The 16633-nt window shown below is 64.7% G+C and carries 12 protein-coding genes; 8 read left to right on the forward strand and 4 right to left on the reverse strand.

What is annotated here, in order from left to right:
- Positions 1–32 precede the first annotated feature (32 nt).
- A complete protein-coding gene (chrA, locus tag E2I15_RS08700) occupies positions 33–1256 on the forward strand; it encodes a chromate efflux transporter (protein WP_210241906.1) in 1224 nt (407 codons plus the stop codon).
- Between the two features lie 70 nt (positions 1257–1326).
- A complete protein-coding gene (locus E2I15_RS08705) occupies positions 1327–2481 on the forward strand; it encodes an acyltransferase family protein (RefSeq protein ID WP_155262280.1) in 1155 nt (384 codons plus the stop codon).
- A gap of 144 nt (positions 2482–2625) precedes the next feature.
- Here the strand turns inward: E2I15_RS08705 and E2I15_RS08710 are convergent, their stop codons facing one another.
- Complete coding sequence (locus E2I15_RS08710; RefSeq protein ID WP_137482757.1) at positions 2626–6093, reverse strand: ATP-binding protein; 3468 nt, start codon at positions 6091–6093, stop codon at positions 2626–2628.
- 696 nt (positions 6094–6789) lie between these two features.
- Between E2I15_RS08710 and rnd the strand changes: the two genes are divergently transcribed.
- Both rnd and E2I15_RS08720 read left to right on the forward strand, forming a co-directional pair.
- Complete coding sequence (gene rnd / locus E2I15_RS08715) at positions 6790–7938, forward strand: ribonuclease D (RefSeq protein ID WP_018271312.1); 1149 nt, start codon at positions 6790–6792, stop codon at positions 7936–7938.
- A 360-nt stretch (positions 7939–8298) separates the two neighbouring features.
- Entirely contained in the window at positions 8299–8502 is a 204-nt protein-coding gene (locus tag E2I15_RS08720) for a cold-shock protein (protein ID WP_016847412.1), read from the forward strand.
- A gap of 80 nt (positions 8503–8582) precedes the next feature.
- Here E2I15_RS08720 and purN read toward each other — a convergent pair whose 3' ends face one another.
- On the reverse strand, positions 8583–9233 hold the full coding sequence (gene purN, locus E2I15_RS08725; RefSeq protein WP_137482758.1) for a phosphoribosylglycinamide formyltransferase: 651 nt from the start codon (positions 9231–9233) through the stop codon (positions 8583–8585).
- Positions 9230–10303 (reverse strand): phosphoribosylformylglycinamidine cyclo-ligase, encoded by a 1074-nt coding sequence (gene purM / locus E2I15_RS08730; protein WP_137482759.1) that lies wholly within the window; start codon positions 10301–10303, stop codon positions 9230–9232. Before purM ends, purN begins: the two co-directional genes overlap by 4 nt.
- Positions 10304–10463: 160 nt before the next feature.
- On the opposite strand from purM, the gene E2I15_RS08735 reads away from it, so the two are divergent.
- From E2I15_RS08735 to ppx, 4 genes are all read left to right on the forward strand, one after another.
- Positions 10464–11006, forward strand: coding sequence for a CDP-alcohol phosphatidyltransferase family protein (locus tag E2I15_RS08735; RefSeq protein ID WP_016847415.1), 543 nt, complete (start codon positions 10464–10466; stop codon positions 11004–11006).
- A gap of 88 nt (positions 11007–11094) precedes the next feature.
- Positions 11095–11772 (forward strand): P-loop NTPase family protein, encoded by a 678-nt coding sequence (locus E2I15_RS08740; protein ID WP_137482760.1) that lies wholly within the window; start codon positions 11095–11097, stop codon positions 11770–11772.
- A gap of 132 nt (positions 11773–11904) precedes the next feature.
- The gene (locus E2I15_RS08745) at positions 11905–14109 is read left to right on the forward strand and encodes an RNA degradosome polyphosphate kinase (protein ID WP_137482761.1); all 2205 of its coding nucleotides are present in this window, start codon (positions 11905–11907) and stop codon (positions 14107–14109) included.
- Positions 14110–14121: 12 nt separating this feature from the next.
- Complete coding sequence (ppx, locus tag E2I15_RS08750) at positions 14122–15624, forward strand: exopolyphosphatase (protein ID WP_018271308.1); 1503 nt, start codon at positions 14122–14124, stop codon at positions 15622–15624.
- 114 nt (positions 15625–15738) lie between these two features.
- Here the strand turns inward: ppx and E2I15_RS08755 are convergent, their stop codons facing one another.
- Positions 15739–16578, reverse strand: coding sequence for a TerC family protein (locus tag E2I15_RS08755; protein WP_137482762.1), 840 nt, complete (start codon positions 16576–16578; stop codon positions 15739–15741).
- Positions 16579–16633: the final 55 nt, after the last annotated feature.

A 16633-nucleotide genomic window follows, 5' to 3' on the forward strand; every position in this document is an offset into this window, starting at 1 on the left:
GACCTTGGGACGCAGTCAGGGAATGATGACGCTTGAACGACACCGACGTCCCCCAGCCTGGCACACCGCCCGCCACCGCGAGCTCAGCGCACTCGCCGCTGGAGGTGCTGCTCATCTTCTTCAAGCTCGGCGTCAGCTGCTTCGGCGGCCCGATCGCTCATATCGGCTATTTCCGCGACGAGTTCGTCACCCGCCGGCGCTGGCTTGACGAGCAGGCCTATGCGGATCTGGTCGCGCTCTGCCAATTCCTGCCGGGACCTGCGAGCAGCCAGGTCGGCTTTTCGCTCGGCCTGATGCGCGCGGGGTACCTGGGGGCGCTGGCGGCCTGGACCGGATTCACGCTGCCCTCGGCGATCGCGCTGGTGCTGTTTGCCTTCGGCGCCAGCGGATTGAGCGGCCCTGCGGGTACCGGCCTGGTGCACGGCCTCAAGCTGGTTGCGGTGGCGATCGTCGCCCAGGCCGTCTGGGGCATGGCGCGCTCGCTCTGCCCCGACCGCGAACGCGCCTCGATCGCGACCGTCGCGGCACTCGTCATCCTCGCCAGTTCGTCGTCGATCGCGCAGATCGGCGCCATCGTTCTCGGCGCCATCGCCGGGCTTTGGTTCTGCCGGGCGCAACAGGCCAACGGCGTCACCCATATCGCGATGCCGGTATCGCGCCGCGTTGGCGTCGCAGCGCTGATCCTGTTCGTCGCGCTGTTGGTCGGACTGCCGCTGCTGTCGCGGACATGGCCCGGGCTCGGCCTGTTCGAAGCCTTCTACCGCTCGGGCGCGCTGGTGTTCGGCGGCGGCCACGTCGTGCTGCCGCTGCTGCGCGAAGCCGTGGTGACGCCGGGCTGGATCGGCGACGATGCATTCCTGACCGGCTACGGCGCCGCTCAGGCGGTGCCGGGCCCGCTATTCACCTTTGCCGCCTATCTCGGCGCCGTGATCGGCGGCATGCCGGGCGCGATCGTCGGCCTCGTCGGCATTTTCCTGCCGGGAATTCTCGTCCTGCTCGGGGCGCTGCCGTTCTGGGATCGCTTTCGCAAACGGCCGGCGGCGCAGGCGATGATGCGCGGCGTCAACGCCGCCGTCGTCGGCATTCTGGGGGCCGCGCTCTACAATCCGGTGTGGACCAGCAGCGTGCACCGTCCGCTCGATTTCGGCATCGCGCTGGCCGGCTTCGTCCTGCTCACGGCGTGGCGCGCGCCGCCGCTCGTGGTGGTTGTGCTCAGCGCGGCCGCCGGCATCGCCACGGGGCTCCTGCAATCGTGAACGATCGCGCGGTCGTTTCGCCGGGCGGATTAAGAACGCCTTCATGCCTCGCCGCCACAATGGCGGATATATGCCGAGCGTTTCTAAACAACCGGATCCGACCCGGGTTCCCGTGCTGGACCTGCTGCGGCTCGCCGCGGTCGGAGCCGTGATCCTGTATCACTACGGCTTCTGGGGCACCGCGTCGCACGGCGTTCAGCAAGTGGCGTTGCCGTACCTCGCCCCGATCGCGCAATACGGCTTCCTGGGCGTTCCCGTGTTCTTCGCGATCTCTGGCTTCGTCATTGCCTATTCCGCCGAAGGCCGTACGCCGATCGGCTTTGCAATCGCCCGCTTCAGCCGCATCTACCCGACCTTCGTCATCTGCATGACGCTGACCTTCCTCGCGACGCTGCTGCTGGGCCACGCGTACTTTCACGTGACGTGGGGACAATGGCTGGCAAACCTGTTGATCGCAGCCCCGATGCTCGGTCAGCCCTACATGGACGACGCCTATTGGTCGCTGGTGATCGAGGTGGTGTTTTACGCCTGGGTCGCGCTATTCCTGGCCTGGGGCATCTTCCCACGGCGGATCGACACGATCATCGTGGCATGGATTGCGATCACCTTCGCCAACGAGCTGACCCTCGACATCCCCCTGTTCGAGAAACTGTTCATGGCCGACGATAGCGGCTTCTTCGCCGTCGGCCTCCTGATCTATGAGCATTACCGCGGACGGCGCGACAGCAGGCTGTACAGCCTGCTGTCGCTCGCGATGGGCACGGCGACGTTCCAGGCCGTGCACAAGCTGGAGCGGCTCGGCGTCCACACCCATGGCAGCTTCGATCCCATGGTGGTGACGGCGATCTGCATCGTCTCGCTCGGCATCGTGTTCGCCGCCACCCGCGTCAAGTCCGTCGCCCTGCCGGAAAGCCTCATCAGGGCCGTCGGCGGCATCACCTACCCGCTCTATCTGCTGCACCTGCAGCTCGGCTACGTCATCCTGCTCTTGATCACGCCAACGCCGGACGCGCTGTCGACCGCGCTCGTGGTCGCGGGCATGGTTGTGCTGGCGTGGTTCGTCTGGCGCTTCCTCGAAGGTCCCGCGCACTATCTCGTCAGGGACGGACTGACGATGCTGGCCTCCCGCCACGGCTGGCCGTCGCGCATTCGCGCGGGTGAAGCGCGGATCGATCGGGACGACGTTGCCCCGCCAATCGAAGCCAGCAGCATCGCCAACCGCTGATCAATCCGGCGCAAACCGCCGGAACCCGACGTTGCCGCCGTCGCGAACCTTGGGCCGAGGCGAACACCGTCATTCATCTGCGATGCGTGGTGACGACGGTCAGGCGCAAGCGGGCGTATGGCGCCCGGGGGCACCTCGGGATCCTTAGACCCGCCCGCTCCATTCATGATCTCCGGGCATTTCCATTGCCAGTTCATGCGCCAGCTCGAGCGCTTCCTTGACGTCGGGCGTAGATAGACCTTCCGTGAACGTTCGGACGACGGGTAGCAACAGCTCAGCCGCTCGCGCCTGTTTGCCGGAATGTCGCCAAAGGCGCGCCAGGCTGACAGCTGACCGCAATTCAAAGGACCGCGCGCTTTGCCCGCGCGCGAGCTCGATCGAGGCGAGGAACATTCGCTCGGCGGATTCGACGGACGATGATTTCGCGTAATTGAGCGTCATCTCACCTTGCAGACGATAGATCTCGGCTTCGTAAAAATGCTCTCCCGTTTTTCTCCCGATCGCCGATGCGCCGTCGAGTTCGTGCAAGGCAGCATCCGGCAAGCCGGCACTTGCATAAGCCTTCGCGAGCAGGCTCCTGAACCAGCAACTGGCGAGCCAGGCGCTCATCCCCTCGTAGCCGTCGATACCCATTCGCATCTGGTTCAACCCCTCATCGACATTCCCAAGCTCCGTCATCGCCCATCCTCGCAGGATGGTTGTCTGATGCTTCCAATGCAGGAAGCCGTGTTCCGATGAGAGGGCTAGCGCCCTGTTGGTGTAATCGTGGGTCCCTTCGACATCGCGGAGATGCTGGCAAACGTAAGCGCCGAACGTCAACGCAAACGACAGCGTGAAGGGGTGACGAAGGTCTTCCGCTTCCGAAATAGCCTGCTGGCTATGTCGGCGCGCCGCGTCAGGACGGCCCAGAAACCACGAGACGTACCCGAGATACGAGAGCGAGACGATGCCAGGATGGATGCCATGCGTTGCCGTCAGGGCGCCGTGTAGATCAGGACTGTACAGATTCCTGAAGCGATGAAGGTGATGTTCGGCGGCGACAAACCGCCCGCGGTACAGCATGGTCATCGCAATCGCCCGATGCGCCTCGATCAGATATCCCGTCTGTTGCGTCGCGGACGATCCTCGGTTCGATGCCTCGCGCCTTGCGAACTGCAGCAGCTCCGCGCTCAGCTCATGCGCTCGTGCGAGATCCCCGCGGATAAAGTGGCACACCCAAAGTCCGCGCGTCGCCGCAAAGACCTTTGCCGTGTTGTCAAGATGCCGGCCGAGTTCGAGCGCGCGAACATAGTTCTCCTCGACTTCCTGGACGGCGTATCCCTTTGCCGCGATCAGGGCGGTGCCCAGGGCGATGCGAAGCTCAAGCTCGGACTCGTTTCGGCCCTGCATGCCGGGTGAGGCTTGCAGAACCCCGAGCCCACGACGCAGATGACCGATCGCCTCCAGAGTAGCGCCCTTCATCGCGGCCTGCTTTCCGGCCTTGAGCCAGAAACCCGCAGCCGGCTCGCTTTGGCCGGACTCGGTCAGGTGGTAGGCGAGAAGCTCCGGCTCGCGCTCGATCTTTTCCGGATATTTTTCGGCCAGTACGCGTGCGATCCTGGCGTGCAGCGTCCTTCGTTCCCTGTGCAACAAGCTTTCATGCGCCGCATTCTGGATCATCACGTGCTTGAACGAGTAGAGCGCCTCCGGCAGAAAGCCGAAGCGGACGATCAATCCGGCTGCCTCCAGATGGTTCAGGGCGGCTTCGATCTGGTCCGCCGGTGCCTCGGCAACCTCGCGAAGGATCTCATAAGAGAACTCGCGGCCGATGGTGGCACCGATCTGTGCGATTTTCTTGAACGATCCCATCCGGTCGAGGCGGGCCATCAGGGAATCGTTCAACGTCGCGGGGATAGCGAGCTGATGCCACGGACCGGACAAGACGTAGCGTCCATGTTGCTCAGTCAAGACGTCGGATTCGAGAACGGCCTTGGTCAGCTCTTCAAGGAAGAGCGGCACGCCATCGGTTTTGACAATGATGTCCTCAATCACCTCTCTGGGAAGCTCCTTTTCTCCAGCCACACGTTCGACCAATATCGTGCGGACCTGTCGGCCGAGACGCTTGAGGTTCGCACTGACGGTGTGCGCGCGATCCTTCCAACCCGGCTGAAACTCCGGACGAGAGGTGATCACGACGAGGATCAACGTGTTGCGGACGTTCTCCACCAGCCGATCGAGCACGGCCCGCGAGGTGGGATCGATCCAATGTGCGTCCTCAAAATCGATCAGGAGCGGTTGCTCGCGCGCTTGCGCGAGCAGATGGTTGACGAGCGTGGCAATCGTCGCATCCTTCAGCTGTTGCGGCGAGAGATCCAGGGCCGCGTAGCGGTCCCCGGTGGGAATTGAAAGCAACGCCGCAAGGATCGGCACCACTGTGTCCGCCTCGCCGTTCGAGGCGGCGACACCAGCTTCAAGCTTTGTCAGCCAAAGCGCAGACGCGTTCTCGCCGTCAAGGCCGAGCGCGAATTTGAGGTGCTCGATGAAGGGGTGAAAAGCGGTGCTGCTGTAATAGGGAGAGCACTGGAACGAAACTTGTCCCTGCTGATCACCTGCGATCCGCTCCCGCAATTCCTGGACGATCCTGGACTTTCCGATTCCCGGCTCGCCCGTCAGCAGCACCACCTGCCCCTCGCGGGCTTTCGCTTGTTGCCAACGCGTGAGCAGCAACGCCAACTCTTCGGTGCGGTTGACCAGCGGCGTCAATCTGGAGCCCATGGCTGCGGCAAATCGCGTCTCGGCGCGGCAGGGCCGAACCACGAGCCAGGCCTGGGCCTTCGCGGATATCCCCTTCAGCGCATGAAATCCGAAGTCCTGGTAGTCGAACTTTCCTCTCAGCAGGGATTGCGTCGAAGACGCAATGACGACGCCGTCTGGAGGCGCCAAGGCCTGCAGACGGGCAGCCAGATTTGGCGTCTCGCCGACTGCGGAATCGTGCTCCTCGGTGTCCTGTCCAATCAGGTCTCCGATGACAACAAGGCCTGTCGCAATCCCGATGCGCACACTGGGCCCATGACTTGCAACGTCGCGGGCGTCACTCGCTCTCGCCGACGACAGGCTCCGTACAATTTCGAGCGCCGCGCGCACCGACCGCTCGGCGTCGTCCTCATGCGCATTCGGATAGCCGAAATAGACCAGAATGCCGTCCCCGAGGTAGCGGGCTGCGAAGCCTTCGTACCGCTTGACCACGCTAACGCACTTTTCCCTGAAGCTCGCGATCATGTCGCGGACGTCTTCGGGATCGAACTGCTCGGACAGCGAGGTCGAACCGACCATGTCGCAGAACATCACGGTCAGCTGGCGCCGCTCGGCGCTCACCGCTGCGGCTTCCGCGACGCTCCTGCCGCCGGCGGGACCTTTTGCCGAACCGGTCAGGGAAGCAACCGCGCGCTGCAAGCGCTTGCGATCTCCCAGCGGAAGTCCAAGTTCGACCAGATCCTGCTCGGTCAGATCGGGCAGGATGTCCAAACCGATGCGATGCAGTACAAAGAGGTCGCTGTACTGGCCGAGATCAACGGTTTCGAGCCAGTGCTTGAGAGCAGCCTCCATATCGGCGCCTGGCTGTTTCTCCGGCATTGTGATCCGTCCGACTGCGGGCCATTGGCGACAATGGGCCTCGTTCGACGATGCCAAAGGGCTTGTTTACCCCAGACTGGACGCGTTCACAAAGTGCGAAAACAAGGAGCAGACCGATCGAAGACGCACTCTGCGCTCGGTCGCTCGGATATTCGAGATAGCGCACGCGCTGGTATTTTGGCCCTTCGCCGACTGCGATGGCGTTCGCCAAGTCTGTAGGCGAACCAGGGTCGCCTCCTCGGGCGCCATCATCCGACCTCCTGCATGTTCGGCACTCGGCGCGACAAAGGCGCCCGGCGAGCCACGGAGTGACGCGCGAAGCCATTCGATTTTGCGCGCTATAACTCGGACGCTTCAGCGCCGCGAGGATGTGGATGTGTGACTCACAGACCGCGCCACACGCTCAATGTCGTCCTGGCGAGAGCCGGGGCCCATTATCCCAAGTGCCGATTGCCACGCGAGGCCGGGGCCGCGATCCCCCGGCCGGCTAATTTCGAAGGATTATGGGTCCTGGCCCTCCGCCGGGACGACGGACGAATTGTCGGCCCGATCATGCCGGAACCCCCCTCGAATCACGCCCAATCAATTCAAAAATAGCCCGTCCCTCACCCCGCGCAGGGCCAAAATCCCTGCAAGACCCTTGACATAGCTGCCCTTTCGGCAGAACGCGTGTGGTCAAGCCGTTATGGACACTTCATGGATTTGATTAGCACGACCTCCGACCTCGCCGCCGCCTGCGACCGGCTCGCCAAACACAAGGTCATCACTGTCGACACCGAGTTCCTGCGGGAGACGACCTACTATCCGCTGCTCTGCGTCGTGCAGATGGCGAGCGCGGAAGAAGCCGTCGTGGTCGACGCGCTGGCACCCGGCATCGACCTCAAGCCGTTCTTCGACCTGATGTCGAACGAGGCTGTGCTCAAGGTATTCCACGCCGCGCGGCAGGACATCGAAATCGTCTGGCACCTCTCCGGCACGATCCCGCATCCGATCTTCGACACCCAGGTCGCCGCCATGGTGCTCGGCTATGGCGACAGCATCGCATACGACCAGCTCGTCGACCGCGTCACCGGCCACCGCCCCGACAAGACCCATCGCTTCACCGACTGGTCGCGCCGGCCGCTGAGCGACGAGCAGCTGCATTACGCCGTCTCCGACGTGACCCATCTGCGCGAAGTGTTCGCGGCGCTCGACGCCGATCTGAAGAAGCGCGACCGCAGCGACTGGGTCAGCGAGGAGATGGAGGTCCTGACCTCGCCGAAGACCTACGACTTCCATCCCGAGCGTGCCTGGGAGCGGCTCAAGACCCGCGTGCGCAAGCCGCGCGAGCTCGCGGTGCTGATCGAGGTCGCGGCCTGGCGCGAGCAGGAGGCGCAGAGCCGCGACGTGCCGCGCTCGCGCGTGCTCAAGGACGATGCGGTCGGCGATATCGCCACCCATGCGCCGACCTCGCTGGAGAAGCTCGGCAATCTGCGTTCGCTGCCGAAGGGCTTCGAGCGCTCCAAATGGGGCGCAGACATCATTGCTGCCGTGCAGCGCGGGCTCGCCCGCGATCAGGCGACGCTGCCCAAGCTGGAAAAGCCGAGAAACAACTCCAACGGTGCGGCGACCGTCGAGCTGTTGAAGGTGCTGCTGCGCATGACCTCGGAGCGGCACGGCGTCGCCAGCAAGGTGATCGCCACCGTCGACGATCTCGAGCAGATCGCGGCCAGCGATCAGGCCGAGGTCGGCGCCCTGCACGGCTGGCGGCGCGAACTGTTCGGCGAGGCCGCGCTCAAGCTCAAGCACGGCCAGCTCGCGCTCGCGATCGACAAGGGCCGCGTGGTGCGGGTGGACCGAGGCTAGCGCGCGCCGTTCGCTTGGTGCCCGCCAGGTTCCACCGGCAGTCGGCCAGTGGCCGAACGCGTTGCGCCGGAGTTCGACCGGCACAGGCTGAGGTTGCGTCGCGCAAAACCACCGCGCTTGCTAAGGCGCAATTTTCGTGTTGCAATCCCTCCACAATCGGATTGCGGCCGTTCGACTGTGCGTTTCGCGACGTTGCTATCCAAGGCTTCGATGTACAGGGCTTCGAGAGGCGAAACTTCGGACTTGAAGACTTTGGATCTGACGACCCGGGAAGTGAACAGACAGCGCAAAGTCCGCTTGTGGCGTGGCACGTGGAAAACGTGGCCGCGTCTTTTTTATGTCTAAACTGGGAGAGAGACGATGCCGAAGGGTACCGTCAAATGGTTCAACCCGACCAAAGGTTACGGGTTCATCAAGCCAGCCGTCGGCGACAAGGATGTGTTCGTCCACATCTCGGCGGTCGAGCGCGCGGGCCTCAGCACATTGAACGAGAACCAGTCCGTCGAGTACGAGCTGGTGGAGAACCGCGGCAAGGCGTCGGCCGAGAACCTCAAGGTTCACTGAACGCCGCTGCCAGCGGAATTCATCCGGACGCCTCCCCCGGCTGCATCACCCCGGGGGACCTCTCATGCTGCTACCGCGCGCTAAGGCGCCGGCGCGATCAGCGTGCTGTCCGTCGGCGCGCTCCCAAGCGTCTTGCAGTGGTCGCCTTCGAGCTTGAGCCGGCCGCTTGCCAGAAGCCGCAGCGCCTCCGGATAGATGCGATGCTCGATGGTGATCACGCGCGCGGCGAGCGTCTCGGCCGTGTCGTCGTCAGCGACCGTGACCGCGCCCTGCATCACGATCGGTCCGGCGTCGGTCTCCGGGATCACGAAATGCACCGTCGCTCCGGACAGCTTGACCCCTGCGCGCAACGCCTGGCCGTGCGGATCGAGGCCGGGAAAACACGGCAGCAGCGAGGGATGGATGTTGAGCATCCGCCCGTACCAGTGCCGTACGAACTCGGCGGTGAACAGCCGCATGAAGCCGCCGAGGCAGATCAGCTCGACCTGCCTGTCGTCAAGCGCGCGCTGCAGCACGGCCTCGAAGCCGGCGCGGTCCTTGCCGAACGGTTTGCTCTCGATGACGATGGTCGCAATGCCGCTCGCGGCCGCCCTTTCGAGCCCGGCAGCGTCGGCGCGGTTCGAGATCACAGCCACGATCTCGGCCGGGAAATCCTGCGCCCTCGCAGCCTCGATCAACGCAGCCATGTTGGAGCCGCGGCCGGAGATCAGGATGGCGACGCGGCGCTTCATCGCGAGAGATCGAGATGACCGTTATAGACCACGCGATGCTCGCCACTGGCCTCGATCACCTCGCCGAGCAGCGTCACGGTCTCGCCGCCGGCGGTGAAGGCCTCGGTCACTGCGTCGACCGCATCAGCCTTGACGATCGCGATCATGCCGATACCGCAGTTGAAGGTGCGCAGCAGCTCGAGCTCGGCGATGCCGCCCTGCTCGGCCAGCCATTTGAACACCGGCAGCACCGGCAGCCGCGCCAGATCGATGCCGACGCCGAGATGCTTCGGCAGCACGCGCGGAATGTTGTCGGTGAAGCCGCCGCCGGTGATGTGGGCGAGCCCCTTCACCGCGCCGGTCTCGCGGATCGCGCGCAGGCAGGATTTCACATAGAGCCTGGTCGGCGTCAGCAGCGCCGCGCCGAGCGTCATGACCGGCGCGAACGGCGCCGGAGCGTCATAGGCAACGCCGGACTGCTCGACGATCTTGCGCACCAGCGAATAGCCGTTGGAGTGCACGCCGGAGGAAGCCAGCCCGATCACGGCATCGCCCGCCGCGATATCCGCGGTCGGCAGCAGCGTGCCGCGCTCGGCCGCGCCGACCGCGAAGCCGCCGAGGTCGTAATCGCCATCCTTGTAGAGGCCGGGCATCTCCGCGGTTTCGCCGCCGATCAGCGCGCAACCGGATTCGCGGCAGCCCTCGGCGATGCCGGCGACGATCTGCGCGGTGGCCTCCGGGTGCAGCTTGCCGCAGGCGAAATAGTCGAGGAAGAACAGCGGTTCCGCGCCCTGCACGACGAGGTCGTTGACCGACATCGCGACCAGATCGATGCCGATGCCGCCATGAATGCCGGTCTCGATCGCGATCTTCAGCTTGGTGCCGACGCCATCGGTCGCGGCCACCAGGACCGGATCCTTGAAGCCGGCGGCCTTGAGGTCGAACAGCCCGCCGAAACCGCCGATCTCGGCGTCCGCGCCAAGCCGCGCGGTGGCCCGCACCATCGGCTTGATCAGATCGACCAGTCGATTGCCGGCGTCGATATCGACACCCGAATCCGCGTAAGTGAGCCCGTTTTTGCGCTCGGTCATGCCCAATTCCAGATGATCAGGGGCTGGTTACGAGGAATTCCGCCCCCGCGCAATGGCTCGCGGCGCCGCTGCCGCGATACTATGTAGATAACACAAGGCGGCTGCGCAAAAGAGCCGGATATCGAGTAAAATCAGGCTTCTAGCCGGGAAGCGATTCAAGTTGAGCATTCCGAACATCATCACCCTCGGCCGCATCATCCTGGTGCCGGTGATCGTCTGGGCCATCGTGTCCAGCCAGATGGAGATTGCGTTCGCGATCTTCGTGATCGCCGGCGTCTCGGACGCGGTCGACGGTTTCCTCGCCAAGCGCTTCAACATGACGAGCGAGCTCGGCGCCCTGCTCGATCCGCTCGCCGACAAGGCGCTCCTGGTGTCGATCTATGTCGCGCTCGGAATCTGGGGCGCGGTGCCGCGCTGGATCGTGATTCTCGTGGTCTCGCGCGACATCATGATCGTCTCCGCCGTGATTGTGTCATGGTTGTTCGACAAGCCGGTCGAGATGAAGCCGCTGATGGTGTCGAAGCTGAACACGGTGGCGCAGGTCGCGTTCGCGGCGCTGGTGCTGGCCTCGCTCGGCTTCGGCTTCGAGCCGCATCCTTACGACTGGATCCTGATGGGCCTGGTCACGATCTTTACTTTGGGTTCGGTGTCCCTCTATCTCGTGGAGTGGGTGCGGCACATGAGTACGATCGAAGCTCGGTAGGCGGGATCCGGAAAAGTCGAAGCCGGTTTTCCCGCGACAAACGCGACGCGTTTGCGCATGGCTAAAATAAAGTGGTTTGGAGACTTGTGTGGCCAGTAGCGTTCAACCTCGTCAATTGGCCTTGGCCCTGCCGCACGAGGAGAAGCTGACCCGCGACGATTTCCTCGAGGGCCCTGCCAATGAGGCCGCGCTGGCGCTGATCGACGGCTGGCCCGACTGGCCGAACCGAATCATGCTGCTGGTCGGGCCTGACGGCTCCGGCAAAAGCCACCTCGCCGCGATCTGGGCCGAGACCGCCGGCGCGCGCTCGACCGCGGCGCATGCGCTGACCGCCGACACGGTGCCGACCGCGCTTGCGACCGGTGCGCTCGTCGTCGAGGACCTGAGGCCGGCGGGTTTCGACGAGCGCGCGATGTTTCATCTGATGAATCTGGCGCGCCAGGACGATGCCTATGTGCTGATCACGGCGCGCGTTCCGCCGTCGGGGTTCGAGATCGAATTGCGCGACCTGCGGTCGCGGCTCCGTGCGGTGCCGACCGTGACGCTGCTGCCGCCGGACGACCAGCTGTTCCGCGGCCTGATCGTCAAGTTCTGCGCCGACCGCCAGATGAGCGTGGACGAACCGCTCGTCAGCTATCTGAGCAACCGGATCGAGCGTTCCTACGTTGCCGTCCGGCAGGCGGTCGAGCTGCTCGATACCGAGGCACTCCGGCTCGGCCGTCCCGTCACACGGGCGCTGGCGGCGGAGCTGTTGCGCGATGCCTGATCCATCCCCGCGGCTTGACGGCGCAGGCGAGCGGAACATCAATGTCATCGAAACGTCATCGCAATATCACATGGTTTCAGCGGCGCTCGGCTAGACCGCCCCGGCCCCTGCCCTGAATTGGACCAGCACTTGATGGACTCGGCACAAGCTACTGAAATCAAAGAAAAAGAGGCGGAACTTCCCGCCCTTCCCGCAATCGCGACCAGCCCCGAGCGCTTCATCAACCGGGAGCTCTCCTGGCTGCATTTCAACCGGCGGGTGCTCGAGGAATCGGTCAATCTCGGCCATCCCGTGCTGGAGCGGGTCCGCTTCCTGTCGATTTCGGCGAATAACCTCGACGAGTTCTTCATGGTCCGTGTCGCCGGCATCAAGGCGCAGGTCCGCGAGGGCATTACCGAGCGCAGTCCGGACGGCCTGCTGCCGGCCGAGCAGCTTGTGATGATCAACAAGACCGTCTCGCAGCTCGCCTCCGACCAGCAGGCGATCTGGAGCGACCTGCGGGATATTCTGGCCAAGGTCGGCATCCAGCTGGTCGACGGCCGCGACGTCACCAGGTCCGAGCGCAGCTGGATCGAGGATCACTTCCTCCACAACATCTTCCCGCTGCTGACGCCGCTGGCGATCGACCCGGCGCATCCCTTCCCGTTCATCCCGAATCTCGGCTTCACGGTAGCGCTGCAATTGTCGCGGATCGCCGACGGCAAGGCGATGAACGCGCTGATCCGCATGCCCGGCAAGATCGACCGCTTCATCCGCATCCCCTCCACCAAGGAAGGCGCTCCGGCGCGGCTGATCACGCTGGAGCAGGCAACCGGTCTGTTCATCGGCCGCCTGTTCCCCGGCTACACCGTCAAGGGCCAGGGCGCATTCCGCATCATCAGGGACTCCGAACTCGAAATCGAGGAAGAGGCCGAAGACCTCGTTCGCCTGTTCGAGACCGCGCTCAAGCGCCGCCGCCGCGGGTCGGTGATCCGGCTCGAGATCGAGGCCACGATGCCCGAAGAGCTGCGCATCTTCGTGCAGCACGCCTTGTCGGCGGCCGACGACGAAGTGATCCTGGTCGACGGCGTGCTGGCGATGAACGAGCTGTCGCAGCTCACTCGCCTCAATCGCCCCGACCTCGAATTCCCGCCCTATGTGCCGCGGCATCCCGAGCGGGTGCGCGATCATGGCGGCGATATCTTCGCCGCCATCCGCCAGAAGGACCTCGTGGTCCATCACCCCTACGAATCCTTCGACGTCGTGGTGCAGTTCCTGCAACAAGCGGCACGCGATCCCGACGTGGTCGCGATCAAGCAGACGCTCTATCGCACCTCGAACAATTCGCCGATCGTGCGCGCGCTGGCGGAGGCCGCCGAAGCCGGCAAGTCGGTGACCGCGCTGATCGAGCTGAAGGCACGCTTCGACGAGGAAGCCAATATCCGCTGGGCCCGCGACCTCGAACGCGCCGGCGTGCAGGTGGTCTACGGCTTCATCGAATTGAAGACGCATGCCAAGCTGTCGATGGTGGTGCGCCGCGAGGGCGGCAATCTCACCACCTATGTGCACACCGGCACCGGCAACTACCATCCAGTCACCGCGCGCATCTACACCGACCTCTCCTACTTCACCTCGGATCCGATCATCGGCCGCGACGTCGCGCGGGTCTTCAACTACATCACCGGCTATGCCGAGCCGAGCGACATCGAGAAGATGGCGGTGTCGCCGCTGACGCTGCGCAAGCGGATCATCGAGCACATCCACGGCGAGATCGCCCACGTCAAGCACGGCCGGCCCGGCGCGGTCTGGATGAAGATGAACGCGCTGGTCGACCCTGATATCATCGACGCGCTGTACGAGGCCTCGCAGGCCGGCGTCTCGGTCGAGCTCGTGGTGCGCGGCATCTGCTGCCTGCGGCCGGGGCTGCCGGGACTGTCCGAGAACATCCGCGTCAAATCGGTGATCGGCCGGTTCCTGGAACACGGCCGAATCTATTGCTTCGGCATGGGCCAAGGCCTGCCGAGCACAAAAGCTGCTGTGTATATCTCGTCCGCCGACATGATGCCGCGGAACCTCGACCGCCGCGTCGAGGTTCTCTGTCCGCTGCAAAATCCCACGGTGCATCAGCAGGTTCTCGAACAGATCATGGTCGCGAACCTGAAGGACACCGAGCAAAGCTGGCAATTGTTGCCGGATGGATCGTCAACGCGTATGAAGGCCGCGAAAGGCGAAGAGCCCTTCAATCTGCATGACTACTTCATGACAAATCCGAGTCTGTCCGGCCGTGGTAAGTCTCTCAAGGAATCTTCACCGCGCCGTCTCACGCGTCGCAACGAGCGACAGCAGCCATCGTCTTAAGGGGGCCTTACGGTGAAGCGACCGCGGAAGCGCGCTTCCAGCGTCGCTGTCATCGATATCGGCTCGAACTCGGTTCGTCTCGTGGTTTACGAGGCGATGGCGCGCAGCCTCATCACCATCTTCAACGAGAAGGCGCTGTGCGGGCTCGGGCGCGAGGTGCAGAGCACCGGCCTGCTCGCAACCGATGCCGTCAATAAGGCGCTGACCGCGCTGCGCCGTTTTCGCGCGCTGTGCAAAATCCAGCAGGTCGGCCGCGTCTACGCGATCGCGACCGCAGCCTGCCGCGACGCCAAGAACGGTCCGGACTTCATCGCCAAGGCCGAGCGCATCTGCGGCGCCAAGATCGAGATTCTCACCGGGCCGCGTGAAGCGAAACTGTCCGCGCTCGGCGTCGTCTCGGGCGTGCACAATCCGAACGGCATCGTCGGCGATCTCGGCGGCGGCTCGCTCGAACTGATCGACGTCAAGGGCAACCGCGTGCGCAGCGGCGTGACGCTGCCGCTCGGCAGCCTCGCGCTGCAGGACCTCTCGAACAAATCGCTCAAGCGCGCCGAACGCATCGTCAAGAACGAGCTGCTCGGCGTCGCCCAGCTCAAGACCGGCCGCGGCCGCACCTTCTATGCGGTCGGCGGCACCTGGCGTGCGCTGGCGCGCATTCACATCATCCAGAGCGGCTACCCGCTCAAGGTGATGCACGGCTATTCGATCCCGGCGGCCGACGCGCTCGATTTCGCGCAGCGGCTGCGGCGGCTGGCGGCCACCAACATGCTGGCCAATATCGAGTCGGTCGCCGATGCGCGGCGGCCGCTATTGGCCTACGCCGCGCTCGTGCTCGAATACATCATCCGCGTGGCCCAGCCGAAGACCATCGTGTTCTCGACCTTCGGCGTGCGCGAGGGCCTGCTCTACGAGATGCTGCCTCCGGCCGAACGCGCCAAGGACGGGCTGCTCTGCGCCGCGCAGAACCTCAATGAATTGCTGTCGCGCTCGGCCCGCCACGCCCAGGAGCTGACGGCGTGGACCGACCGGCTGGTGCGTGTCGTCAGGCTGCGCGAGACCGAGGAAGACCGCAGGCTGCGGCATGTCGCCTGCCTGCTCTCCGATATCGGCTGGCGGGTGCATCCCGATCATCGCGGCGAGGAAACCCTCAGCCTGATCATGAACGGCAATTTCGGCTCGATCACGCATCAGGGGCGCGCCTTCGTCGCGCTCTCGGTGTTCTATCGCTACGCCGGCCTCAGCGAGGAGAACGAGCCGCCGCCGCAGATCCGCGCGCTAGTGACGCCAGCGATGGACGAGCGCGCCCGCGTGCTCGGCGCCGCGTTCCGCGTCGCGCATCTGATCACGGCGGCGCGCACCGGCGTGCTGCCGGCCACCCATTTCCGCACCCAGGGCCGCAAGCTGATGCTGGTGTTCGAGCACCGGATGGTGGATCTGGTCGCCGACCGCGTCGGCAGCCGCTTCAAGCAATTGGCGCGGCTGGTCGGGCGCGTCGGCTCGATCGTGCGGCGCTAGAGCATGATCCGGAAAAGTGCGAAGCGGTTTTCCCTCGCGACAAACGCGGAATGCGTTCGCGCGGAGATCACGCTCAAACAATTAGCTCGACCCAATCGCATCGCGATTTAGGGCTCACGCCGCCTTGGCGGCGTGCTTGGCCTTGCGGAGTGCGTGGCGGCGCCAGATCGACCCCACGACCAGCACCACGATGATGCCGAGCACCGCGAGCGTGATCTCGCCGCCATTGCCGCCATGCGCGAATTGCGGCGACATCCCGACCGACGTCAGCCAGGAATCGAGCTTGGCACCGAGCGGTCCGGCGAACAGTGCGTCCAGCTTCGGATGCACGGCCGGATCGGTCGCGATGACATCGCCCGCGATCCAGCCGAGCAGCGCGGCACCGGCCCAGACCAGGACCGGCAGCTTGGTGAGCAGCGCCATGATCAGCGCCGCGCCGGCAACGATCAGGGGAACGCTGATCGCAAGACCGAGCACCAGCAACGGCGCGCTGCCATTGGCGGCGGCGGCCACCGCGATCACATTGTCGAGGCTCATCACGATGTCGGCGACGACGACGATCTGAACCGCGGCCCACAGATGCGAGGCTGCGTGCACGCTGTCCTCGTCCTCCTGCTCCGGCACCAACAGCTTGGCGGCAATCACGATCAGCGCCAGTCCGCCGACCAGCTTCAAATAGGGAAGCTCCATCAGGCTGGCGACGATGCCGGTGAAGATGACGCGCAGCAGCACCGCCGCGGCGGCGCCGAGGATCATGCCCCACAGCCGCTGGCGCGGCGCGAGCCCGCGGCAGGCGAGCGCGATCACGAGCGCGTTGTCGCCCGACAGCAGGACGTTGATCCAGATGATCTTGCCGACGGCGACCCAGAAGGTCGGCGTCGCCATCTCGTTCTTGAATTCGGTGAAGAACGCGCCGATGTACGCCGGATCAAAGATCTGCCACAGCCAGTCCACAGCGAGTCCTATTCGGCCTTGCGGCCGCCCCTTGGCGGCGGTCGTCCGCCGCTCC

It is taken from the genome of Bradyrhizobium sp. BR2003 (genome assembly GCF_009720285.1).
In the GTDB taxonomy this organism is placed as follows: domain Bacteria; phylum Pseudomonadota; class Alphaproteobacteria; order Rhizobiales; family Xanthobacteraceae; genus Bradyrhizobium; species Bradyrhizobium elkanii.

Coding starts and splice junctions, on each gene's coding strand:
- E2I15_RS08705 (WP_155262280.1), top strand. CDS start 1,327: ATGCCGAGCGTTTCTAAACAACCGGATCCGACCCGGGTTCCCGTGCTG.
- E2I15_RS08710 (WP_137482757.1), bottom strand. CDS start 6,093: ATGCCGGAGAAACAGCCAGGCGCCGATATGGAGGCTGCTCTCAAGCAC.
- rnd (WP_018271312.1), top strand. CDS start 6,790: ATGGATTTGATTAGCACGACCTCCGACCTCGCCGCCGCCTGCGACCGG.
- E2I15_RS08720 (WP_016847412.1), top strand. CDS start 8,299: ATGCCGAAGGGTACCGTCAAATGGTTCAACCCGACCAAAGGTTACGGG.
- purN (WP_137482758.1), bottom strand. CDS start 9,233: ATGAAGCGCCGCGTCGCCATCCTGATCTCCGGCCGCGGCTCCAACATG.
- purM (WP_137482759.1), bottom strand. CDS start 10,303: ATGACCGAGCGCAAAAACGGGCTCACTTACGCGGATTCGGGTGTCGAT.
- E2I15_RS08745 (WP_137482761.1), top strand. CDS start 11,905: ATGGACTCGGCACAAGCTACTGAAATCAAAGAAAAAGAGGCGGAACTT.